The organism is Pseudomonas sp. NPDC077451 (assembly GCF_044543345.1).
In the GTDB taxonomy this organism is placed as follows: domain Bacteria; phylum Pseudomonadota; class Gammaproteobacteria; order Pseudomonadales; family Pseudomonadaceae; genus Stutzerimonas.
In genome coordinates, this window is sequence record NZ_JBITVX010000012.1 from 31874 (window position 1) to 54687 (window position 22814).

Below are 22814 nucleotides of genomic sequence, written 5' to 3' on the forward strand. Positions count from 1 at the left end.
AAAAAATCAGCGGGGCGTCAGCAGACGCTCCAGCTGGGTCAGAAATATCTTCAACGGCGTGACACTGCGGCCAACCTTCATGCGCAACAAGGCGCCCTCCCAGGCATTGCCGATGAATTCAGCCAGCGCAAGGCAATCGGTATCGGCATCAAGCTCGGTGGCCGCGCAAGCCTGTTCGAGGCAGTCGGCGAGCACTCTGACCGAACGCAGCAAAATCGCCTCGACTTGCTGGCCGATGGGCTGTGACAGTTCAGCCATCTCGAAGCTCAGGCTGCCGATGAAACAATGGTATTCCGGGCATTCCTGCCGAGCGAAGTGCGCAATGAGGTCTGCGTAATAACCCAGAATGCGCGCCCGGGGGCTCAGCGGAGACTCAAGTAGCGCCGCCTGATAGCGCTCCAGCCGAGGCAGGTAAAGATGCTCCAGCGCCTGCAAGGCGAAGTCTTCCTTGCTGGCGAAGTAGTGATAGAAGGAACCTTTGGGAATGCCGGCAGCCTGGACGATTTCCAGCACGCCGGTGCCGTGGTAGCCACGACGGGTCATCACCTGTGCCCCTTTGGCCAGGATCAGGTCACGCTTGTCGTTGCGGGCTTGATTGCTCATGGCGCCGAGGATATGACCGGTCGTCTAGACCGAACACCATCATCCACGACACTTATTGCAGAGCCATGCTGTCGCGATATCGACTTCGAGAAGCCGTCAGCAACAACACACGGCTTTGATAGGAGATCGCGCGCTCAGGCGAGCGCGCTTTCGATGGCCTGGATCAGCGCAGGATCATCCGGGGCAGTGCGCGGCGAGAAGCGCGCCAGCACACGTCCGTCCTTGCCCACCAGAAACTTCTCGAAGTTCCAGCTGATGTCACCTGGGAAGTCAGCGCCCTCTCCTGCCAACAGGCGGTACAACGGGTGACGCTGCGAGCCGTTGACCTCGAGCTTGCTGCTGATTGGAAAAGTGATGCCGTAATTCTCGTCGCAAAACTGCAGGATTTCCGCATTGCTGCCCGGCTCCTGAGCAGCGAACTGGTTGCAGGGGATGCCCAGTACGCCGAAACCACGATCCTGGTAACGCTCATGCAGCGCTTGCAAGCCTGCGTATTGAGGCGTAAGACCGCACTCGGAAGCCACATTGACCACCAGTGTCACCTGGGATTTCAACGGCGCTAGGGGAAGTTCCTGGCCCGCAAGGCCGGGCAGAACCAACTCGTGAAACGCGCTCATGTGTTTCTACTCCAGAGTAAAAAAGCGCTCCGGCAGAACCGAAGCGCTTCCATGGCCCGTTCGATCCGGGCTTCTCGCTGACCAGCCGCTTGCGGGCGCCAATCAGTGTTGGTGACCACCTTCGCCATGCACATGACCATGAGCGATTTCTTCTTCGCTGGCTTCACGCACATCAACAATCTTGACTTCGAAGTTGAGGCGCTGCCCGGCCAGCGGATGATTACCGTCAACGATCACATCGTCGCCTTCGACATCACGAATGGTGACGATCTGCATCCCGCCGTCCGGGCCGGAGGCGTGAAACTGCATGCCGACTTCCAGCTCGTCGACGCCTTCGAACATCGCACGATTGAGAGTGGCGACTAGCTCCGGGCTGTACTCACCGTAGGCATCCTGCGGTTCGATGGCGACCTTCACTTCGTCACCGCCTTGCTTGCCTTCCAGGGCCTTTTCCAGACCGGAAATGATGTTGCCCGAACCGTGCAAATAGACCAGCGGCGCGCCGCCGGCCGAGCTGTCGATCACTTCACCGGCATCGTTGGTGAGTGTGTAGTCGATTGACACAGCCTTGTTAGCGGCAATCTGCATGAGGCAAAACCTTTGTTGGGGAATGTATGTGAAAGTCTAACCGCGAGCTGCATTGATTGCGAACCGACGCACGATTTAGGGGACCATCGGCAGCTTGGCTTGCTCCACGCGGATTCGTGCCCAGGGCGGTGCCGAATACAACCTTTGGAGAGCATCGCGCCTCTCAAGGTTATGCAAGAATCCACGCCAGTAAATGTAGGCGACCTATTTCAACAATTAATTTCGCATCCAAGGAGCACCGATGTCAGCTCGTAACATCCTGGTGATTAACTGCGGCAGCTCGTCGATCAAATTCGCACTGGTCAACGAAGCCCAAGCCACTTTCCCCCTGCAGGGCCTGGCCGAACGTCTCGGCTCCCCCGAAGCCGTGGTGCACTGGCAGCTGGGGGACACCAAGCAGAGCCTGAACATTCCGGGTGCCGATCACCGTGCCGCGCTCGAAAAATTGCTGCCGGTGGCCCAGGAGGCCGCAGGCGGCAAACTGGACGGCATCGGCCATCGTGTGGTCCATGGTGGCGAGCATTTCACCGGTTCCAGCCTGATCGACGAGCCGGTGCTGAAGGCGATTCGCGACAGCGCCCAGTTGGCGCCATTGCACAACCCGGCCAACCTGGTCGGTATCGATGCGGCTATGGCCCTGTTCCCTGGCCTGCCGCAGGTCAGCGTGTTCGATACCGCCTTCCACCAGACCATGCCGGAACGTGCGTTCCGCTACGCCGTGCCGGAATTCCTTTACAAGGAACACAGCGTCCGCCGCTACGGCTTCCACGGCACCAGCCACAACTACGTCAGCAAGCGTGCCGCTGAGATGACCAGGCTCCCGGTCGATGACAGCAGCTGGCTGACGGCTCACCTGGGCAATGGCTGCTCGACGTGCGCCATCGTCAACGGCGAGAGCCGCGACACCAGCATGGGGCTGACCCCACTGGAAGGTCTGGTAATGGGCACTCGCAGCGGTGATGTCGACCCCAACCTGCACAGCTACCTGAACCGCACCCTGGGCTGGAGCCTGGAGCAGATCGATCGCATGCTCAATCACGACAGCGGCCTGAAAGGTCTTTCCGGGCTGTCCAACGACCTGCGCACCCTGCAGGAGGCCCGTGTCGCCGGGCATGCCGGCGCCACCCTGGCATTCGAAGTGTTCTGCTACCGCTTGGCCAAATCACTGGCAAGCATGGCCTGCGCCCTGCCGAAACTCGATGGACTGATCTTCACTGGCGGCATCGGCGAGAACTCGATGGCCGTGCGTACCCGCACCCTCGAACACCTGAAACTGTTCAACTTTACGCTGGACGAAGATGCCAACGCACGCTGCACGCGCGGTGTTGGTGGAGAGATTCAAGCGGCAGGCAGCCCCCGTGTGCTGGTGGTACCGACCAACGAAGAACGTCAGATCGCGCTGGACACGCTGGCGCTGCTCGACGCCTGATAGCGCGCCGACAGCCAGACGCACCGCACGAACCCGACGACCGCACACGGCGTCGGGTTTCGTCTACTTGGCATCGCCCTTCGCCCGATAGGAGATCATCATGCATACCTTATTCCTCGCCCCCTGCGGTTTTGGTGGCGGCCTCAACTCCATCAGCCTTGGCCTGATCAGCGCGCTCGAGCGTGCCGGGCTGAAGGTCGGCTTCTTCAAGCCCATCGCCCAGCCCTTTCCGCATGACCAAGGCCGAGAGCGCTCCTGTGTCCTGGTAGAGCGCACCCTGAATATCGTGTCGCCCGAGCCGCTGCCGCTGGAGCAGGTCGAGCGCCAGTTGGCCGATGGAGAACTCGACCTGCTACTCGAGGACGTGGTCAGCCGCTATCAGGACGTTGCTGCGGGCAAGGACGTGGTCATCGTGGAAGGCATGGTGCCGACGCGTGAGTTCAACCACACGTCGCGGATTAATACGCATCTGGCGAAAAGCCTGGACGCGGATGTCATCCTGATCGCCGCGCAAGGAACTGACACACTCAAGCGTTTGGCCGAGCGCATCGAGATCCAGGCCCAGCTGTTCGGTGGCGCCAAGGATCCGAAAGTGCTGGGCGTCATTCTCAACAAGGTCAAGAGTGAGGACGGCACGTCGGCCTTCATCGAGCGCCTCAAGGCCCAGCTGCCGGTACTGGGCACCGCGGACTTCCAGTTGCTCGGCGCGATCCCCTTCGCCGACAAACTCAATGCCTTGCGGACCCGTGACATTGCCGAGTTGCTCGACGCCAAGATCCTTCACGCCGGTGAAGCGGAGCAGCGTCGCGTCGAACAGATCGTCCTGTGCGCCCGAGCCGTCCCCAACACAGTGCAACTGCTGCAGCCGGGCGTACTGGTGGTCACCCCGGGTGACCGCGACGACATAATCCTCGCGGCGAGCCTGGCCTCGCTCAATGGCGTCAGGCTCGCTGGTCTGCTGCTGTGCAGTGACTTCGCGCCCGACCCGCGGATTCTCGAGCTCTGCAAAGCGGCACTGGATGGCGGCCTGCCGGTGATGACCGTACAGACGGGCTCCTACGATACGGCGACCAACCTGTTCGGGCTGAACAAGGAAACCCCAGCGGACGACATCGAGCGTGCCAGCCAGGTTACTGACTTCATTGCGCAGCACCTGCAGCCCGAACTGCTGCATACCCGACTCAGCGTACCCCGCAGCGAGTTGCGCCTGTCGCCTCCGGCGTTCCGCTACCAGCTGGTCAAGCGCGCACAGCAAGCTAACAAGCGCATCGTCCTGCCGGAAGGCAACGAGCCGCGCACCATCCGCGCCGCGGCCATTTGTCAGGAGCGCGGCATCGCGCGCTGTGTACTGCTGGCCAAGCCGGAAGAAGTCCAGGCAGTTGCGCGCGAGCAAGGTATTCAGCTGCCGGCAAGCCTGGAGATTCTCGATCCGGAGCTGATCATCAACCAATACGTCGAGCCGATGTGCGAAATGCGCAAGGCCAAGGGCCTGACTCCGGACGATGCGCGTGAGCAGCTCAAGGACACGGTGGTACTTGGCACCATGATGCTGGCGCTCGACGAAGTGGACGGTCTGGTATCCGGCGCCATACACACCACCGCTAACACCATTCGCCCGGCGCTGCAGCTGATCAAGACGGCCCCAGGCTACAGCCTGGTCTCGTCGGTGTTCTTCATGCTGCTGCCGGATCAAGTACTGGTCTACGGCGACTGCGCTGTAAATCCGAACCCGAGTGCTACCGAGCTGGCGGAGATTGCCCTGCAGAGCGCCGAATCGGCCGTCGCGCTGGGCGTCAACCCGCGCGTGGCGATGATCAGCTATTCCACTGGCACGTCCGGCAGTGGCGCCGAGGTGGAAAAGGTTGCTGAAGCCACACGCATCGCCCAGGAGCGCGCACCCACGCTGCCAATCGACGGTCCGCTGCAGTACGACGCCGCATCGGTCGCCAGTGTCGGCAAGCAAAAGGCGCCTAATAGCCTGGTGGCGGGTCAGGCCACTGTGTTCATCTTCCCTGACCTGAACACGGGCAACACCACCTACAAGGCGGTTCAGCGCAGCGCCAACGTGATCAGCGTCGGCCCGATGCTGCAAGGCCTGCGCAAGCCGGTCAATGACCTGTCCCGCGGTGCACTGGTGGACGACATTGTGTTCACCATCGCGTTGACCGCTCTGCAGGCTGACAACCAGAAGGCCTAACCTGCGTCCCGCGCCCGGCCAGTCTGGCCGGGCGCTTCGCAATGCCAGGCCCTACTTTTTGCCTTGCAGTTCAGCCCGCAATCGGTACTCTTGCCGCCTTTATTGACGGATATAAGATCCAATCGATGCTGAGCGTCCTTCCTGCCCCACTACGGGGTGTCCTGGCTGGCTTGACCCTGGCGTTGAACACGCTGTTCTGGTGCTGGCCGCTGTTTGCCCTGTCGTTGCTCAAGCTTGCGCTACCGGTCCCGCGTATTCAGCGCGCATTGCGCTTTGGCATGCACTGGATCGCCGAATCCTGGATGGCCGTGAACAGCTTCTGGATGGATCAAGTGCGGCGAACCGAGTGGGACGTGCAGGGACTCGAAAAGGTCGATCTGCAACACTCCTATCTGGTCACCAGCAACCACCAGAGCTGGGCTGACATCCTGATGTTGCAGTACCAGTTCAACCGGCGGATGCCCATCCTGAAGTTCTTCCTCAAGCAGGAGCTGATCTGGGTGCCGGTCATCGGCCTGTGCTGGTGGGCGCTGGAGTTTCCCTTCATGAAGCGCTTCAGCAAGGAATATCTGACCAAGTATCCGGAGAAGCGCGGCGAGGATCTGGCCACCACCCGCAAAGCCTGTGAACGCTACCGGACCAACCCGGTGTCGGTGTTCAATTTTCTCGAAGGAACTCGTTTCACCGAGGACAAGCACACTGAACAGGCATCGCCCTACCGCTACCTGCTCAAACCCCGGGCCGGCGGCATTGCGTTCGTGATCGATGCGATGGGCGAGCAACTGACGGCACTGATCAACGTCACCATTCACTACCCGGACGGTAATTCAAGCTTCTGGGACCTGCTCTGCGGCCGAATCGGCCGGGTCGTGATGCGCATCGACTCGCAGCCAATCCCTGCCGAGTTCCTACACCGTAGCTACGACCAGGACGAAGCCTACCGGCTGAGCTTTCAGGAGTGGGTCAATGAGCTCTGGAGCGACAAGGATGCTGAGCTCGAAAAGCTACATCATCAATACCCGCCTCGTCATGGCGCTTCGGGTTAGCCCAACAGGCCGGCACTAGCCGGCCGGTCGATATTCAAGATTTAGCCAGTCGATTGTTCGCGGAAATTCCAGAGCGTCCTCAACAGCCAGCCCTGGCGCGACCAGAAACCCTTGCATCACGTGGCAGTCATGATCGATCAGCCACTCGCGCTGGGCCAGCGTTTCAACGCCCTCGGCAATCACCTCCAGTCCCAGGTTCCGCCCCAGATCGATAATGGTGCTGACCACTGCCGCATCGCGGGGCGAATCGAGCATGTTGGCGATGAACAATCGATCAATCTTCAGCGTATCCAGATCGAAATGGCGCAGGTAAGCCAGCGATGAGTAACCGGTGCCGAAGTCATCTACCGCCACCCTGACCCCCAGCTCACGCAGCTGACGAAGCTTGTCGCAGCTCTGCTCCAGGTCCTCCATCAGTGCGCCCTCGGTGACCTCCAGCTCCAACTGTCGGGGATCAAGCTGATACTCATCGAGCAGCCGGCGCAACTCGTCGATCAATCCGGCCCGGCGGAACTGCACCGGGCTGACGTTGAAGCTCAGCACCAGCTTGTCGCCGAATCGCTCACGCCAGTCGCGGCACTGGGCCAGGCCTTCGCGCAGCGCCCATTCGCCGACCCGGTCAATTAGCCGGGTTTCTTCCAGCAAGGGGATGAATACACTCGGCTCCACCGAACCGCGCCCTGCGTAATTCCAGCGCAGCAAGGCCTCGAACCCACGCAGCTCACCGGTCTCGAGCACGACCTGCGGCTGATAGGCCAAAGCGAAACCATTGCGCTCGATGGTGCTACGCAAGTTTTCTTCCATCATCAGGCGCGCGTGGGCCCGCCCGTTCATCTCACCGGAGAAGAAGCGATATTGCTGCCGGCCGTTGCGTTTGGCCTCGTACATGGCCATGTCCGCCGAGCGAAGCAACTCTTCGACGCTCTGGCCGCAATCCGGAAAATTCGCAATGCCAATACTGGCACCGAGCGTGACATCCGTGCCGTCGATGGTATGTCGAACCGAAATCAACTCGATGAGCTTTTCCGCCACCCTGGCGGCATCTTCCGGATGATCCAGAGAGTCCAGCAACGCAGTGAACTCGTCACCTCCCATTCGGGCGATGATGTCGTATGGACGCATGCAGGCTTCCAATACGCGCGCTACGCGACAGAGAATCTCGTCGCCGGCATCGTGCCCCAGCGAATCGTTGATGCGCTTGAAACCATCAAGGTCGATATAGAGGATGGCCATGCGCTTGCCGTTGCGATCGACCCGCGCCAAAGCCGAATCCAGCGCCTGATGAAAACCGCGACGATTGAGCAGGCCCGTGAGCGAATCGGTTACCGCTTGGGTTTCCAGCTGCACGTGCAGGCTGCGCACCACCGACATGTCCAGGGCGATCACGACCATTGAGCGCTGCTGACGAGGCAGCGGCGATGAAGACAGTGCCACTGGCAGCGTGTCTCCGTTGGCGGTGAACAGCTGCGCCTCATGAAGACGATAGGTATTGCCGCTACGCCAATGTTGGTAGAAATCGGTATCGCGCCAGGCCATCGGCATCTGCGGCGAGGCCAGATGCTTGATCAGCGCGGTACCTTGCAGATCATCGACGCTGGCGTGCAGCATTTTGGCGATCGCCGGGTTGGCGAAGTTGATGAATCCGTCCTCACCTACCACCAGAATGCCTTCGGCAGCGTTGTTGAGTACGGAAGCGTTAAACGCCCTTGCACTGTCGAGCTGCTGGCTGAGCAGCTGCAAGTCACGCCGATTATGCTCATGGCTGAGCAATGTATTGATCTTGTGTTTGAGCACCTGCGGATCGAACGGCTTAAGAATAAAATCCACCGCACCCGTCGCGTAACCACGCAAAACCGACTCACGCGTATGCGCAATGGCCGATACGAAGATGATCGGCGTGTAGCGCGCGTGCGGACTGCCGCGCATCAGGCGCGCCACTTCGAATCCGTCCATGCCTGGCATCTGGACGTCCAGCAACACCAGTTCGACGTCCAGATCGAGCAACGCCTGCAACGCGGCTTCACCAGAATTAACCGTATGGACCTGCCAGTCGCCGTCGCCGAGCAGGGCCTCCATGGCTACCAGGTTCGCCTCGCGATCATCGACGACCAACAATGTCCGGGTCCGAGGCTTTGATTGGGGTTGCGACCATGCCATCAGCCGAGCCCCCAACACAGCATGATTTGGCTTGCGCTACCGACGTCGGCAGGGACGTCAGTTCGGCTTGAACGATGCGTCACACACTTCTCCTTACGGACTTGCATGAGGGCCATCAGTACGTTCCAGACGCCGAAGCAGCTCGGCCAGTCTGGTGCCGTCGACCGGTTTGAACAGGATATCGTCAGCACCGGCCGGGAGGTTCTGTTCTGCAGAAGCCGTGTCAGAGCCGACCGCCATTGCCACAATCGGCACCTGACAACCATAGTCGTTTCTGAGCTGACGGATCAGTTCGGGACCGCCATTATCCGGCATGGACAGGTCCACCAGCGCAAGATCAAAGGCATCATGATCGAAGCGTTCTAGCGCCTCGGAACCGGTCGTGACTGGCACCACCTGCAGCCCCTGCTCATCAAGCATGGCGCTGATGGCATAAATCGCCCGCACATCCGAATCGACCAATAGTACCCGCTGCCCCAAAAGGGGATGCTCCAGTTCTTCCCTTGCCCACGTTGCAGCTTCTACCCCGTCGGGCTTCAGTGCATCTTCCATATGCTCCATTCCTTCTGTTTTCGACAACGCAACTGATGAATAACGCTTAAGCCGCTGCAGATTCTTTTCCGATAACGCCTCGCGACTGGTCAAGATCACCCTGACGTCTTTCAGGGGCCGCAGGCGGTCCAGTGCGTCCAGCAGGTCGAGCCCGTCTTCGCCGGGGAGGTCGAAGTCGACGATCAGCACCGCGTAGCTGTGCTCAGCATAGGCCAGCCGGGCCTCTTCACTGCGCTGGCATTCGCTGACCCGGTAGCCGAGCCGCTCGAAATGCTCCCGCAGCTGACGGCGCCGATCCGGCTCGGTTTCCACCAGCAGAAGCCGCGTCGAATTACCTTCCTGCTGCGACAGATCGACAAACAGGCGCTCCAGTTCCGACTGAGCCACGGGTTTGACCAGGTAGCGTGAACCGTCATCCGACCAGCCCTGCGGCTGTGGCACGCAGGAAATGATGTACACCGGCGTGTCCTGGTGCCTGGGGTCGGCTCGCAGCACCCGGTGGACCTGCCAACCGCTGATATCAGGCAGCAGGACATCCAGAATCACCGCTGCGAAATGGTCCCGAGCTAGCGCATCCAGCCCTTCTTGTCCGGTCCCGCAGACAACGCTGGAGAATCCGTGGGACTGGGCCACCTCGGCCACTACCGAGGCGAAATCGGCGTCGTCCTCGACAATCAGCAGACCGCCACCCTGGCCACGCCGCTGCAGCGGCCGCAGCGTGCGGATTTCTGGAGTTGCGGCAACTTTCAAGGGCAGTTCGACCGTAAAACTCGAGCCCTGGCCTGGCGCGCTTTTAAGCCGGATTCCACCACCGAGCACTTCTGCAAGCTGACGCGCTATGGCCAGCCCCAGCCCGGTGCCGCCGTATTGCCGACTGATGGAGCCGTCGATCTGCTGGAACGCCTGGAAGATTCGTTCGTGCTGATCCTCGGCAATACCGATGCCGGTGTCGGTTACGCAGATCTGCAGCATTTCTGTATCGACAGCGCTTTCAGCCTGCTGGCTGGACACGTGAATATCAACGGAACCGTGTTCGGTGAACTTCAGAGCATTGGTAATCAGGTTTCGCAAAATCTGCTGAAGCCGGGCCCGGTCACTAACCAGCGAAGCAGGAACTCCCTCGTCTATCCGGGCCTTGAGGGTCAGCCCGTTCTGGGCGGCCATAGGCTCGAGGTTCGCAACCAGCTCCGCCAGCAACTCGCCGAGGTCCAGCGGCTCCGACTTAATCTGCATATGCCCAGCCTCGATCTTGGCCAGATCGAGTACATCGTTGATCAGCTGCAACAGATCGTGACCGGCCCGATGAATGATGTCGGCATGGCGGACCTGCTTCTCGGTCAGGTTGCTCGCAGCGTTCTGCCTCAGCTGATCACTGAGGATAAGAATGCTGTTCAGCGGGGTGCGCAGCTCGTGCGACATGTTGGCGAGGAATTCGGACTTGTAGCGATTGGCGACCATCAACTCGTTAGCCTGATCGCGCAGTCGCCGCTCTGCAGCTTTGCGATGAGCGATATCGGTCACCACAGCTTGCACCAGATGCTCATCCCCGCTACGCAGCGGCGACAAGCCAACTTCAACAGGCACGAGATGACCATCCCGGTGGCGTCCGAAAAGCTCGCGGTTTTCACCCAACCGACGCGACTCAGGGGATTGACCGAAACGATGCCGTACTTCGAGGTAGGTCTTGCGCATCGACTCCGGAATCAGCATCTCGACTGGCTGGTCTAGCAGCTCCTGCCGGTTGTAACCAAACAGCAACTCAGTCTGGCGGTTGACCATCACGATTCGGCCGTCATGATCGAACAGCACAAAGGCGTTTGGCGAGGCTTCGACCACATTACGAAAACGCTCTTCGTCCCGCTTGCGTTGCTGCAGGTCGACCAGATTGAGCAGATGGTGAACGGACTTGTCGCGCTTGAAACTGGTCAGGCTGAGCGAAACCGGGACCGGCGAGCCATCTTCGCGCAACGCTTGGCTTTCCCGCTGATCGGCTTCAAGTTGTGGCCCGCTCGCGGTCTCGTCAAGCGCCCCCGGAACGTAGCGACTGAGACGCTCGCCAGCGAGCAGGCCAGCACTGCTACCAAGCAGCGTAGCGGCACTCTGGTTGGCCAGTTCGATCCGCCCTTTATCACTGCAAAGCACAGTGGCCACTGGCAGCTGCTCAATCAGCTGTCGAAACCATGCCTCGCGCTCCTGAAGTTGCGCCCCAAGCGTCTGGCTGTTGCGCAAAGCCCGTTCACGCAAATATAGATAGCCGCCAATCAACAGCGAAAACAGCACAGCAGCAGTCAGCGCAGCAACCAGATTAAAGGCCCGGCCCACCCGGTTGAGGATGGCTTCGTATTCTGGTGTGCTGGCAACTTCCAGCTGCCAGCTACGGCCGTACATGTAGATATTGCGGGTGCGATGGAAGCTGGCGTCGCTACTCACCGGCGCTCGTCCGACCAGCAAGGGCTCGTCTGGGGCGGCGGCGTCGAACAGCTGCAACTGGAACAGCTTGCTACGCGAACCCAGCACCCCCTCCATTAAGTCGGTTAGCCGGAAGGCACCGTGAAGGGTTCCGGCAAAGGCTTCCTGGCGTTCTTCCAACGTGGTGATGGGGGCGCCGGCCCGGTAAAGAGGGAGATACAACAGAATGCCTACTTGCGCGTTCTGCTCGGTTTCCTGCTTGAGCCGCAACGGGCCGGTGAGCATCGGAGTGCCGATGTTGCGCGCCGCCATGACGGCTTGCCTGCGCGTTTCCTCACTTAGCATGTCAAAACCCAGCACTCGACGGTTACGCCAATCAAGCGGATGGATGTAATCCACGATCAGGTACTCGCCGCGCTCACCCCGGGGATAGATGCGGAAATCACGCCCTCCCTCGCGAATCTTCGCGAGCAGAACGCTCAGGTTCTCTGCGCGCGCATAGCGGGCCAGAGCAATGGCTTGGATGCCGGGGTAGAAATCCTGGAGCTGAAGCTGATCGGAAGCCCGATTCCAGTCCTGAAGGCTGACTGCATCACTCCCGACGAAAAGCCCCGCCAGACCTCGTAAAACCATCTCGTACGCGCGCATACGCTCACGCAGAGTGCTTTCAACGTCATTGACCGCCAGATTGAATCGCTGGGCCTGCTCAGCGCGCACCCGCATTTCCTGAACATGCCATTGCCAGCCAACCCATCCTCCGAGCCCTACCATCAGGGCCAGCGTCACTACCAATGGCAGCCAAGGCTTACGAGAATGGAGAGCGGAACGATCATCCATTCGACCTCCTCAGTGCCACTACATGGCTCGCTGTCACAAGCTTCAGAGTCGTAGATCGTTCAGAGGTTCAATAGAAGCGAAAATCAGCCGTAAAGCTGACGCCACCCGAATGACGCAAGCGAGCCCTGGCAGTCTCGCTTGCGCTTAGCCGCTTACAGCGGGCGCAGATTGATCTCTACACGACGGTTCTGTGCGCGCCCGGCAGCGGTATCGTTGCTGGCTATCGGTTGGCTCGAGCCGGCACCATAAGATGAGATACGTGAACCGGGCACGCCGTTGCCTTCCAGATAATTGGCAACGCTACGCGCGCGGCGATTTGAAAGGTCCTGATTCAGTTGCTGCGAGCCGGTACTGTCGGTATGGCCGATGATGTCGACACCGTTCTTATTGAACTCTTTGAATACTTGAACCAATGAATTAAGCGTTGGATAGAAGCTACTGGAAATGTCAGCTGAATTGCTTGCAAAGGTAATGTTGCCGGGCATGATCAGCGTCAGGTTATCGCCTTGGCGCTGCACTTGTACGCCTGTGCCCTGCAACGTCTGGCGCAACTTGGCTTCCTGGGTATCGACGTAGTAACCATAGCCGCCGCCAGCGGCCCCACCGACGGTGGCTCCGATCAATGCGCCTTTGGCACGGTCCTTTTTGCTGGAGGTTGCTGCGCCGATTACCGCACCACTGACCGCACCGATGCCGCCGTAAATACCGGCCTTACCAGCTTCGCGCTCACCGGTATAAGGATTGTTGGTACAGCCAACCAGCAGCGCAAGGGTGGCGGCAAGTGCGGTTAGGTTACTGATCGATTTCATGTTTACTTCCTTCATCTACGGGACGCCAACCTGCCGAACGCACAGGCTGAAAATTCCTCGCTAGGGTAACACCCCGTCCGCCCGCAGAACCGGAACGTCCCGACGAAGCCGTGAGCTCAAGCACAGGAAGCCAACTCGACCGCGTTTCACCCCGAGGCGACGCTAGTCGAGCCAGAACAGCCAAACCTACACCGAAGAGATGGCGCTGCTGCCTTCTTCCAACCAACCTGCAATGTCCAAACGGATACGCTTTTTATCAAGCTTACCGACGCTGGTCTTGGGAATATCCTCAACGACGGCGATCTGCTGCGGAATCGCCCATTTGTTGAGCTGCCCCTGCTCCACTGCTGGCTCAAGGAACGCTTGCAATGCGAGCGCGTCTAGCTGCTTGCCTTCACAGAGCACCAGCAAGGCGAAGGGTCGTTCGCCCCAGCGCTCATCTGGCACGCCTACCACCGCCACGTCGCGCACGGCATCGTGCCGACTGATCAGACCTTCCAGCGCCAAGGATGAAATCCACTCACCGCCCGTCTTTATGACGTCCTTGATGCGGTCACGAATGTCGATGTTGCCCATTTCGTCGAGAGTGGCGACGTCACCAGTATGCAGCCAACCGCCTGCCCACAGTTCTTCGCTCTTCTCCGGATTGCCCGCATAGCCCTGCGTCAGCCAGGGGGCCCGAAGCACCAGCTCACCTTGGGACACGCCATCGGCCGGAAGAAAACTGCCGTCAGCCGCCTGGATTGCGGCGTCGACCAGCACCACCGGGATCCCGGCCTTGAGGCGGTAGGTGGTCTGTTCGTCTTCACTGGCGTTGCGCAGCTCGTCGTTGATATGGGCACCGGAAATCAATGGACAGGTTTCCGACATCCCGTAGGCCGCCACCAATTGCATGCCACATGCCCGAGCCGACTCGTAAAGGCCACGGGTAAGCGCACTGCCGCCGATGGTGATCTTCCAGCCGCCGAAGTCGGTGCCCTGCGCCGCCTTGGCTTTTAGCAGCATCTGCACGATGGTCGGTACGCAATGAGAAAAGGTGACCTTCTCTCGACGCCAGAGCTCGATCAGCAGCTCCGGATCATAGCGCCCCGGATAAACCTGCTTGAGGCCCAACATCGTCGCCACATAGGGCAAGCCCCAGGCGTGTACATGGAACATCGGCGTAATCGGCATATACACGTCGCCCGCTGCCATCAGCTGAGGGTTCTCGCGACAGCCGACCGTCACCGCACCGGCCAGCGTGTGCAGGACCAGCTGACGGTGCGTGAAATAGACGCCCTTGGGGTCACCGGTGGTACCGGTCGTGTAGAACGTGGTCGCCACCGAATTTTCGTCAAAGTCCGGGAAGTCGTACTTGGCCTCGGCGGCCGCCAGTAAGCTCTCGTATTCACCGATGCAGTTCGGCAAATCGCACTGCTTGTCGTCGGCATCGGTGATCAGCAGTGTCTTGTCGACCGTTGTCAGCTGCCCGGCGATTGCGTGGTACAGCGGCGCGAACTCGCTATTGACGAGAACAAAGCGGTCTTCAGCATGATTCATGGTGTAAAGAATCTGCTCGGGCGATAGCCGCACGTTGATGGTATGCACCACCGCCCCGATCATCGGAATCGCAAACATGCATTCGAGGTAGCGATGGCTGTCCCAATCCATCACCGCCACCGTGTCGCCCGCCTTTACCCCCGCGTTGGTCAGCACGTTGGCAAGCCGGGCAATGCGCTCGCCCAGGGTGCGATAGTCGAAACGCAGTTGATCGCGATAGACGATCTCACGGGTGCGCTCGTAGCGCTGCCCCGACAACAGCAGGCTTTTGATCAACAGGGGGTACTGGTAGGCGTTGGCGGCGGGTTTGATCACTCGTGTCTGCAACATAGGGCTTCCTGTTATTGATGTTATGAGACGCTCGCTAGCTGTTGGCGCGGGCCGTTTACGCGACCTGGCCGTACCGCTGTCCTCTTCGGACATCTGGCTGCACAGTTGTTCAACCTGCGGAGACAAACTCCACGCAAGGACAGGCGCGGCCGATCAGGCGATCTCGCTTGCCGCCAGCCGAACGCCAAGACCAATCAATACCGCGCCCGTGACGCGGTCGAACCAGTGCCCCATGCGAGCAAAACCGGCCCGTACGCGCTCGCGGCTGAACAACCAGGCCACCAGGCAGAACCACAACCCAGTGGCGCATGCCAGATATAACCCATAGGCCGCCTGAACGGCGAGCGGGGTATGGGGGTCGATAACCACGGTGAATAGGGACAAAAAGAACAACGTCGCCTTGGGATTCAAGCCGTTGGTAACGAACCCAACGGTAAAAGCGCGCCGTGGACTAATCGCAGCACTGGGCGCGGATGATTCAAGATTATCCACTGCGACGGGTTTGGCGCGCAGTGCCTGAAAACCGAGATAGAACAGGTAGCCGGCCGCTAACCATTTGAAAAGATTGAATAACATGATCGACTGCGAGACGATCAAGCCAATCCCGAGCAGCGAATAAACCACGTGGACCAAAATGCCGCTGCCTACTCCGATGGCCGTCCAGCTGCCGCTGCGCTGACCACGGGCGACGCTTTCCCGCACGACCACCGCGAAGTCGGGCCCGGGACTGGCGACAGCAAGCAAGTGAACCAGCGCCACAGTGAGAAACTCCATCCAGTACATCTAGCGACTCCGTTATTCCGGGGCGGGACGTCCGCCCGCTGATTCATACGAGTAAAGTCCATGAGCAAGTACCGCGCTGTATTCCTTGATCTATCACCGCTCGACCAGGGCGACCTTGACCTGACCCCCTTGCAGTCTGCCTTTGCTGAGTTGATCTGTCATACGCAGACCAGCGAAACGCAAATCGTCGCTCGGCTGCAGGGCGCTGAAATCGCCATCGTCAACAAGGTCGCCTTGAGCGATGCCACGCTCGCCGCCTGCCCGGACCTGAAATTGATTCTGGTAGCGGCGACCGGTGTCAACAACATCGATCTGGTTGCTGCCAAACAGCGAGGGATCGCCGTCTGCAACTGCCAGGCTTACGGCACGGCCACCGTGGCGCAGCACACCTTGATGCTACTGCTTGCGCTGGCTACGCGACTACCCGATTATCAGGCCGCCGTCGCCCGTGGCCGCTGGCAGGAAAGCGGGCAGTTCTGCCTGCTAGATTTTCCCATTATCGAGTTGGCCGGCAAGACCCTCGGCGTACTCGGCCACGGTGAGCTGGGCGGCGCGGTGGCTAAGCTCGCCGAAGCGCTGGGCATGCGCGTGCTGACCGGCAACCTGCCCGGGCGCCCGCCTCGCCCGGACCGGCTGGAGCTGGACGAGTTGCTACCGCAGATTGACGCGCTGACGCTGCACTGCCCGCTCACCGAGCAGACACGCAACCTCATCGGGGCTCGCGAACTGCAACTGATGAAACCCGCGGCGTTCGTCATCAATACCGCCCGTGGCGGCCTTATTGATGAGCAAGCACTGGCCGACACCCTGCGTAGTGGCCACCTGGGCGGCGCCGCCACCGATGTGCTGATCAACGAACCCCCCAGCAACGATAACCCGCTGCTGGCTGCAGACGTACCGCGCCTGATCGTGACGCCCCACAGTGCCTGGGGAAGTCGCGAAGCCAGACAGCGCATCGTGGGCCAGCTGCGTGAGAATGCCGAAGCCTTCTTCGCTGGTACTCCAAAGCGCCAGGTGGGCTGACGCTTCTGCAGCCGGGGCCAAGGCTGGTAAGCTCGCCAGCTTTTGTCCGGAGGCATCATGGATCCTCGAAGCGAAGTACTGCTGCGCCAGGCTGAACTGTTCAGTGGTGACCTGCTGCTCGCCGGGCTACCGGCTGACGATCTGCTTGGACAGTTACCGGGCGCAGTCGGCTGGAGTTGGCACGCCGGAGTACAGCACAGCCTGCAGACTCGTTTCGCCGGTCGTTGCACATTTGGTGTCGAGCCGCCCACGGCCCCATTCGATAGTGCCGTTCTGTTTCTGCCCAAGTCACGAGAACTGACCGATTTCCTGCTGAATGCACTGGCTGCCAGATTGCCGGGCCGTTTGCTGTATCTAGTGGGTGAGAAACGTGCTGGCGTGGAGCGCGCCGCGAAGCAACTGACCCCATTCGGCGAAGCGCGGAAGCTCGATAGTGCGCGGCACTGCCAGCTCTGGCAGGTCAAGGTTACAAACAGCCCGCCGGCTCCAGAACTGCCGACCCTGGCTCAACGCTTCGAACTCTCGCTTGCGGACGGACCGCTGCAGATCATCAGCTTGCCTGGCGTGTTCAGCCATGGTCGTCTCGATCGCGGGACCGCGCTGCTGCTGGATCAACTCGATGGACTGCCCGCCGGTAAGCTGCTGGATTTCGGCTGCGGCGCGGGCATCGTTGGCGCCTCCCTGAAAAAACGTTATCCAGAGAGCGAAGTGGTGATGCTGGATGTCGATGCGTTCGCTGTCGAAAGCAGTCGCATGACCCTCGCCGCTAATGGGCTACAGGCTCAGGTGATTGCTGGCGACGGTATCGACGCTGCTCCAGAAGACTGCGCGGCGATCATCAGCAACCCGCCGTTTCACCAGGGTGTACACACCCACTACGAGGCCAGCGAAGCATTGCTGCAACGCGCTGCCAGCCACATCCGGCCCGGTGGTGAGCTAAGGCTGGTGGCCAATGCATTTTTGAAGTATCCGCCGCTGATCGAAGCTCATCTGGGCCGCTGCGAAACGCTGATCACTGCCGACGGCTTCCGCATTTACCGCGCGCAGCGTGCCTGACCGACTTGCACAACGCGCCATGCGCGGGCAAACTCGCGCCCGTCCTGGGGGAGTAGTCTCCGGCGAGCACCCAGCCCGCCCGGCATGCGTCAACATACTTGGTCCACAGACCATGGCGCACGCGACCCGCGCAGGCTGCTTCGGCAGCAGCGCTCGGTTTGACAAGACCCATGACACGTACACCTGACCCGGGGCGGGCAGGCGGTGCGTGTCATGGTGATTAGTCGACCCGCCCCCGCAAGGAAGTCCGTTGGAATCGTTCTACATCCCCACCCTGATCGTCGCGCTCGCCGAGATCGGCGACAAAACGCAGTTGCTCGCGCTATTGCTGGCTGCCCGCTACCGGCGACCGCTACCCATCATCTGGGGCATCGTGGTGGCCACGCTGGTCAATCATGCGGCTGCCGGAGCCGTCGGCAACTGGGTTTCATCGATGGTCTCACCCGCCATACTCAGCTGGGTTCTCGCCGCATCCTTCGCCGCCGTCGCATTGTGGACGCTGGTCCCCGACAAACTCGAGGAAGAAGAAGCTTCTCGCGGGCGACGCTTCGGCCCCTTCGTGGCGACGCTGATCGCGTTCTTCCTCGCCGAAATGGGCGATAAGACGCAGGTTGCGACCGTCATGCTTGCAGCCCAGTATCCCGACTTCATCCTGGTGATCATCGGCACCACCCTGGGCATGCTGATCGCCAATGTGCCGGTGGTACTGGCCGGCAATTTCGCCGCTGATCGCATGCCGCTCACGCTGATCCGCCGAATCGCCGCCATCGGATTTGCCGGCTTGGCACTGTACGCCGTGTATCAGGCGCTGAGCTTGAGCGGCATGCTTCCAGTCTGATACGCAGCGCAAATTGCCACACTACGGGTACTGTTAGAGTGCGTATTCACCGCATTCTGGCGGCACTCGAGGGGAGCAGGCGGCATGTCACCGGAGGAACGAAAACGGCGGGTTCGGCAGCATATCGACCTGAGCTGGAGCAAAGGTCGACTGGCATTAGCTGAACAGCTTCAGAGCCGCTACTTCAGCTACAGAAGTTCGTTCATCTCGCAGCCGGTCAACAGTGCCGGTTTCGGTCTGATCGTGCGAGAGATCCGCCAAGCCATTCCGGACCTGGAGGTCGCGGTAGACGAGTGCCTCAGCGAAGGTAACCGCGTCGTGACCTCCAGCACCCTGTTCGGAACGCTGGAGAAACCCGTGTTTGGCCTCGCACCGAGCGGCAAGATCCTCACGGTCGCCGCGATGTCGATATGGACGCTCAATCCGAGCGGCGACATAGAGGAAATCACTACCCTCTTTGACCTGGAAAGTGCCCGTAGCCAGCTAGGCCTGGAAAGCCCACTTCCCATCAAGCTGCCGCCGACCTGAAAGCGCCAGCGGCATTTGCATCAGCGGCCCTGTTTATACAGTGGCATCACCTTCGGAATAGTTTCCTGCAGCGCCTGCGTACGGCTGCCTGACGAGGGATGGGTGCTGAGGAATTCCGGCGGAGCGGAGCCGCCGGCCGCGGCCATCTTCTGCCACAGACTGACCGCGGCATTCGGGTTGTACCCAGCCCGCGCAGCCAGTTCCAGACCGATCAGGTCAGCCTCGTTTTCGTTGCTGCGGCTGTTGGGCAGCGTCATCAGATACTGCACCCCCATATTGGCGAGCTGCAGGCTGCCGTCGCCAATCCCGACTGCTGAGCCAATCTGGGTTGCCATCTGCACACCGTAGGCCTTGGACATGGCTTCGCGGCCGTGCTCACGCAACGCATGGGCTATCTCATGCCCCATGACCGCCGCGATCTCGTCGTCGGTCAGGTTTAGCTTTTCGATCAGACCGGTATAGAAAATGATCTTCCCGCCTGGGCCGGCGTTGGCATTCAGTTCCGGACTGTCGATCACATTCACATCCCAATCCCATTCGGCTGCGTCGGGCCGGAAGGCCTTGACCTCGGCGATCAGCTTGCTGGCGATTCGATTGACTCGCTGAGCCACCGGCGAGTTATTTTTGAGCACACCCTTGCTCTTCGCTTCCGACACAGTTTGCTGATAAGACTGCGCATACATCTGATTGACCTGTTCGGTCGACAACATGCTGAACATGTATTGCTTGCGATCGACGCCAACAGCACCGCTGCTGGTGGTGTTGACGGCCTGACAACCGGCAAGCGCGGCGGCCGCCAGAAAAAGGCTGAGTGAATGCAGCTTGAACATGTCGCGTCTCCCGTGAATTCTGCGCCGTATGCTAGAGCGTGCCAGCGCACCGGGCAACCGACTAACAGCCCACCGCCTCGTCGCCCGCCTGATAAGAGTGTTGAGTCCCCTTTCGATGGCAGCGGCCAATGCCTAGTTCACTGGTGTCAGGCACTCAGGCGCGTCCAGCTTGGGATCATTGACGAACGTCGCCAAGGGCCGTTCGCGCAGCGCCGGTTGAGGTCCGGTCAGCAACACCTGCAGCACTTCAAGCGGGGTCTGCGGGTCGAGCCAGGCGGTCATGCCGGCCTGGTCCAGCATCAGCGGGCGCCGCTGGTTCGCTACTTGACGCGTCACCACCGCCGCACTGAGGTAGCTGTGGCCCTCAACCGGATAAGCCTCCCAGATCGCGGCGAAATACATCAGCGAGTCTTCCGTTGTCATCCAGTAGGGTCGCTTACGTGCAGTTCCCCTCCACTCGTAGAAACCGTTCGCTGGCAGTACGCCTCGGCGCAGGCGAAAGGCGTCTCGAAACATCGGCTGCTCGGCCAGCGTTTCCGCCCGGGCCTGTGCCGGCGTGCGGGTAAAATCGCTCAGCCACGCCGGGGTCAGCCCCCAGCGCACGCGACTCAGCTGCAGCGCATCTTCGACCTGCCGCAGCAGCAGTACCGAGGCGCCAGGCGCCAGGCTCCAATGCGGTTGCTGATCAGACGGAAAACCGGGCAGCGCGGCAAAGGCGGGACTCCAGCGAAACAGGGCATAGCGGCCACACATGAACAAAGGACTCGATGGGAAAAAGGATCAAGGCAGCTACCGCGACGTTACTCGGTCCGCATTCAGCAGATGAGCTCACCCGGATAGCTTTCCGGCTCGTCGCCGGGCAACGGTTCGGCGCCATTGTACGCAGCGATCAACTGCATCGCGCGATCAGCCTCACCATCGGCGACCATCAGCCCGAGCAAACCGGACACAGGCAACTCGCCGACCGCGCCGATCAGATGTCGCCCATTCAGATGCACGTCGATACCTTCGGCGAGCAGCATGCCGCGTAGCATCTCCGCCTCGAGCAGATCACGCGGCTCGTATATCCGCTGCATCTACTCATCCTCCCGCCGAACATCGAGCTGCCAATCGCTGCCGTCGGTACGCAGATCGAACACGATCGGCCGGCAACAGACTGAGCAGTCTTCGATGTACTGCTGATCGCCACCGCTCAGATCGAGTAGCGCCTCCACCCCTTCGCCGCAATATGGGCATTGGTAGTCCTGTGTTTCCAGCATCAGCGTCTCCTGCGTGACTTGCCGCTATAATCGCCGTCCGGATTCTGTAGAGATGCCTCCAGTGCGCATTTATGCGCGGGCCCGACCGGTGCAACATGGCTTTATCCAAGCCTGCAGTGATCGCGACTAAGCATCCACAGACCTAACTTTGACCCTTGAGTAACTGGGTTTATTCAGTTGTTACCCTTACAGAGAACATGATGGACGAATTCGAAGCCATCCGACCCTACGCCGATGCCGAGGTCCCTGCTGTCATGGCGCGGCTGTTCGCCGACCGGGAATTCCTCGATATTCTGGCGCACTTCCGCTTCCCGCGGCTGGCCGGCCCAATGGGCTGGATGCTCAAACCCCTCATAGCGCAACGACTGCGACGCGAATTCGCCACTATCCATTCGATCGACACGCTGCAGGCGCGAATCGAGATGTACCTCGACCGCACCATCGAGCGCGCCACGGATGGCATTACCTATTCAGGGCTGGAAAAACTACGGCCGGGCTGCGCGTATCTGTTCATCGCCAACCATCGCGATATCGTGATGGACCCGGCTTTCGTCAACTATGCGGTATTTCAAGCCAAGATGCGCACGCCGCGGATCGCCATTGGCGACAATCTGCTGCAGCGACCCTTCGTCAGCGATCTGATGCGGCTCAACAAAAGCTTCATCGTGCGCCGCTCGGTCACTGGTAGACGTGAAAAGCTTGCGGCGTACCAGCTGCTGTCCGCCTACATCAACCACTCGATCCGCACCGACGGTGAATCAATATGGATTGCCCAGGCCGAAGGGCGGGCCAAGGACGGTAACGATCGTACCGATTCGGCGATTCTGAAAATGCTGCACATGAGCCGCAAGGAAGAATCCTTCTCCGACACATTGGCGACCCTGCGTCCGACGCCGGTGTCGATCAGCTATGAGTACGACCCCTGCGATCAGGCCAAGGCACGCGAGCTCTACATTCGGGCCAGCACCGGTAGCTACACCAAGGCGCCTGGCGAGGATGACACCAGCATCGCCCTCGGCATCACCGGCTACAAAGGTCGGGTGCATGTCAGCTTCGGTACACCCATCAGCGAGGTACCCGAGGATGCAAAGCAGCTGGCGGCCGATATCGACCGGCAAATCCTGACGGACTACCGTCTGTTTCCGGTGAATTTCCTGGCGCATCGGATGTGGGAGCATCGCGACCCGGCGCTTGAGATACCCGAGCTCAGCGAGCTGTTCAGCCGTGCGGAAATCGAACGCGCCGAGGCCGAATGGGGCAAGCGCCTCGCGGCATGCCCAAGCGTGCAGCAGCCCTACCTCATCCAGCAATACGCCATGCCGGTGCGTAACCAGTATCGATTGAAAGCTGGCTTGAGTCTCTAAGACTCAACACAAACCCGACT

At 60.4% G+C, this 22814-nt stretch carries 20 protein-coding genes and 1 riboswitch; of the genes, 8 read left to right on the top strand and 12 right to left on the bottom strand.

What is annotated here, in order from left to right:
- Window positions 1-6 precede the first annotated feature (6 nt).
- From ACIGHL_RS17500 to ACIGHL_RS17510, 3 genes are all read right to left on the bottom strand, one after another.
- Window positions 7-603, bottom strand: coding sequence for a TetR/AcrR family transcriptional regulator (locus ACIGHL_RS17500; protein ID WP_181690023.1), 597 nt, complete (start codon window positions 601-603; stop codon window positions 7-9).
- 134 nt (window positions 604-737) lie between these two features.
- Window positions 738-1220: a glutathione peroxidase gene (locus tag ACIGHL_RS17505; RefSeq protein ID WP_128121035.1), complete on the bottom strand. Its 483-nt coding sequence runs from the start codon at window positions 1218-1220 to the stop codon at window positions 738-740.
- Window positions 1221-1322: 102 nt separating this feature from the next.
- On the bottom strand, window positions 1323-1808 hold the full coding sequence (locus ACIGHL_RS17510; RefSeq protein ID WP_045429574.1) for an FKBP-type peptidyl-prolyl cis-trans isomerase: 486 nt from the start codon (window positions 1806-1808) through the stop codon (window positions 1323-1325).
- A 241-nt stretch (window positions 1809-2049) separates the two neighbouring features.
- On the opposite strand from ACIGHL_RS17510, the gene ACIGHL_RS17515 reads away from it, so the two are divergent.
- The 3 genes from ACIGHL_RS17515 to yihG all read left to right on the top strand — a co-directional run bounded on the left by ACIGHL_RS17515 (window position 2050) and on the right by yihG (window position 6480).
- Window positions 2050-3237: an acetate kinase gene (locus ACIGHL_RS17515; protein WP_128121034.1), complete on the top strand. Its 1188-nt coding sequence runs from the start codon at window positions 2050-2052 to the stop codon at window positions 3235-3237.
- Window positions 3238-3337: 100 nt separating this feature from the next.
- A complete protein-coding gene (gene pta / locus ACIGHL_RS17520) occupies window positions 3338-5434 on the top strand; it encodes a phosphate acetyltransferase (protein WP_128121033.1) in 2097 nt (698 codons plus the stop codon).
- A gap of 125 nt (window positions 5435-5559) precedes the next feature.
- A complete protein-coding gene (yihG, locus tag ACIGHL_RS17525; protein ID WP_064481673.1) occupies window positions 5560-6480 on the top strand; it encodes a 1-acylglycerol-3-phosphate O-acyltransferase, YihG family in 921 nt (306 codons plus the stop codon).
- 15 nt (window positions 6481-6495) lie between these two features.
- Here the strand turns inward: yihG and ACIGHL_RS17530 are convergent, their stop codons facing one another.
- The 5 genes from ACIGHL_RS17530 to ACIGHL_RS17550 all read right to left on the bottom strand — a co-directional run bounded on the left by ACIGHL_RS17530 (window position 6496) and on the right by ACIGHL_RS17550 (window position 15896).
- Window positions 6496-8637 (bottom strand): putative bifunctional diguanylate cyclase/phosphodiesterase, encoded by a 2142-nt coding sequence (locus ACIGHL_RS17530; RefSeq protein ID WP_128121032.1) that lies wholly within the window; start codon window positions 8635-8637, stop codon window positions 6496-6498.
- 93 nt (window positions 8638-8730) lie between these two features.
- Window positions 8731-12435, bottom strand: coding sequence for a CHASE domain-containing protein (locus ACIGHL_RS17535; protein ID WP_216706951.1), 3705 nt, complete (start codon window positions 12433-12435; stop codon window positions 8731-8733).
- A 152-nt stretch (window positions 12436-12587) separates the two neighbouring features.
- Complete coding sequence (locus ACIGHL_RS17540; RefSeq protein ID WP_045429589.1) at window positions 12588-13244, bottom strand: YiaD family glycine zipper/OmpA-like lipoprotein; 657 nt, start codon at window positions 13242-13244, stop codon at window positions 12588-12590.
- A 186-nt stretch (window positions 13245-13430) separates the two neighbouring features.
- On the bottom strand, window positions 13431-15113 hold the full coding sequence (locus ACIGHL_RS17545) for a fatty acid--CoA ligase (RefSeq protein ID WP_128121031.1): 1683 nt from the start codon (window positions 15111-15113) through the stop codon (window positions 13431-13433).
- A 153-nt stretch (window positions 15114-15266) separates the two neighbouring features.
- Window positions 15267-15896, bottom strand: coding sequence for a LysE family translocator (locus ACIGHL_RS17550; protein WP_128121030.1), 630 nt, complete (start codon window positions 15894-15896; stop codon window positions 15267-15269).
- A gap of 60 nt (window positions 15897-15956) precedes the next feature.
- On the opposite strand from ACIGHL_RS17550, the gene ACIGHL_RS17555 reads away from it, so the two are divergent.
- The 4 genes from ACIGHL_RS17555 (at window position 15957) to ACIGHL_RS17570 (ending at window position 19341) form a co-directional block, all read left to right on the top strand.
- Window positions 15957-16919 (top strand): 2-hydroxyacid dehydrogenase, encoded by a 963-nt coding sequence (locus ACIGHL_RS17555; protein WP_128121029.1) that lies wholly within the window; start codon window positions 15957-15959, stop codon window positions 16917-16919.
- Window positions 16920-16976: 57 nt separating this feature from the next.
- Window positions 16977-17975, top strand: a complete 999-nt coding sequence (locus ACIGHL_RS17560; RefSeq protein WP_128121028.1) for a methyltransferase — start codon at window positions 16977-16979, stop codon at window positions 17973-17975.
- A gap of 35 nt (window positions 17976-18010) precedes the next feature.
- Window positions 18011-18117, top strand: a riboswitch (yybP-ykoY riboswitch).
- Window positions 18118-18225: 108 nt separating this feature from the next.
- A complete protein-coding gene (locus ACIGHL_RS17565) occupies window positions 18226-18813 on the top strand; it encodes a TMEM165/GDT1 family protein (protein WP_128121027.1) in 588 nt (195 codons plus the stop codon).
- Window positions 18814-18897: 84 nt separating this feature from the next.
- The gene (locus ACIGHL_RS17570; protein WP_128121026.1) at window positions 18898-19341 is read left to right on the top strand and encodes an ester cyclase; all 444 of its coding nucleotides are present in this window, start codon (window positions 18898-18900) and stop codon (window positions 19339-19341) included.
- A 20-nt stretch (window positions 19342-19361) separates the two neighbouring features.
- Here ACIGHL_RS17570 and ACIGHL_RS17575 read toward each other — a convergent pair whose 3' ends face one another.
- From ACIGHL_RS17575 to ACIGHL_RS17590, 4 genes are all read right to left on the bottom strand, one after another.
- Window positions 19362-20171 (bottom strand): M48 family metallopeptidase, encoded by an 810-nt coding sequence (locus tag ACIGHL_RS17575; protein WP_128121067.1) that lies wholly within the window; start codon window positions 20169-20171, stop codon window positions 19362-19364.
- A gap of 132 nt (window positions 20172-20303) precedes the next feature.
- On the bottom strand, window positions 20304-20924 hold the full coding sequence (locus ACIGHL_RS17580) for an SOS response-associated peptidase (protein WP_128121025.1): 621 nt from the start codon (window positions 20922-20924) through the stop codon (window positions 20304-20306).
- A gap of 62 nt (window positions 20925-20986) precedes the next feature.
- A complete protein-coding gene (locus ACIGHL_RS17585; RefSeq protein WP_128121024.1) occupies window positions 20987-21247 on the bottom strand; it encodes a putative signal transducing protein in 261 nt (86 codons plus the stop codon).
- Window positions 21248-21430 (bottom strand): CPXCG motif-containing cysteine-rich protein, encoded by a 183-nt coding sequence (locus ACIGHL_RS17590; protein WP_128121023.1) that lies wholly within the window; start codon window positions 21428-21430, stop codon window positions 21248-21250.
- Between the two features lie 197 nt (window positions 21431-21627).
- On the opposite strand from ACIGHL_RS17590, the gene ACIGHL_RS17595 reads away from it, so the two are divergent.
- Window positions 21628-22794 carry a 1-acyl-sn-glycerol-3-phosphate acyltransferase gene (locus ACIGHL_RS17595; RefSeq protein ID WP_128121022.1) on the top strand — a complete coding sequence of 389 codons (1167 nt, stop codon included), beginning with the start codon at window positions 21628-21630 and terminating at the stop codon, window positions 22792-22794.
- Window positions 22795-22814: the final 20 nt, after the last annotated feature.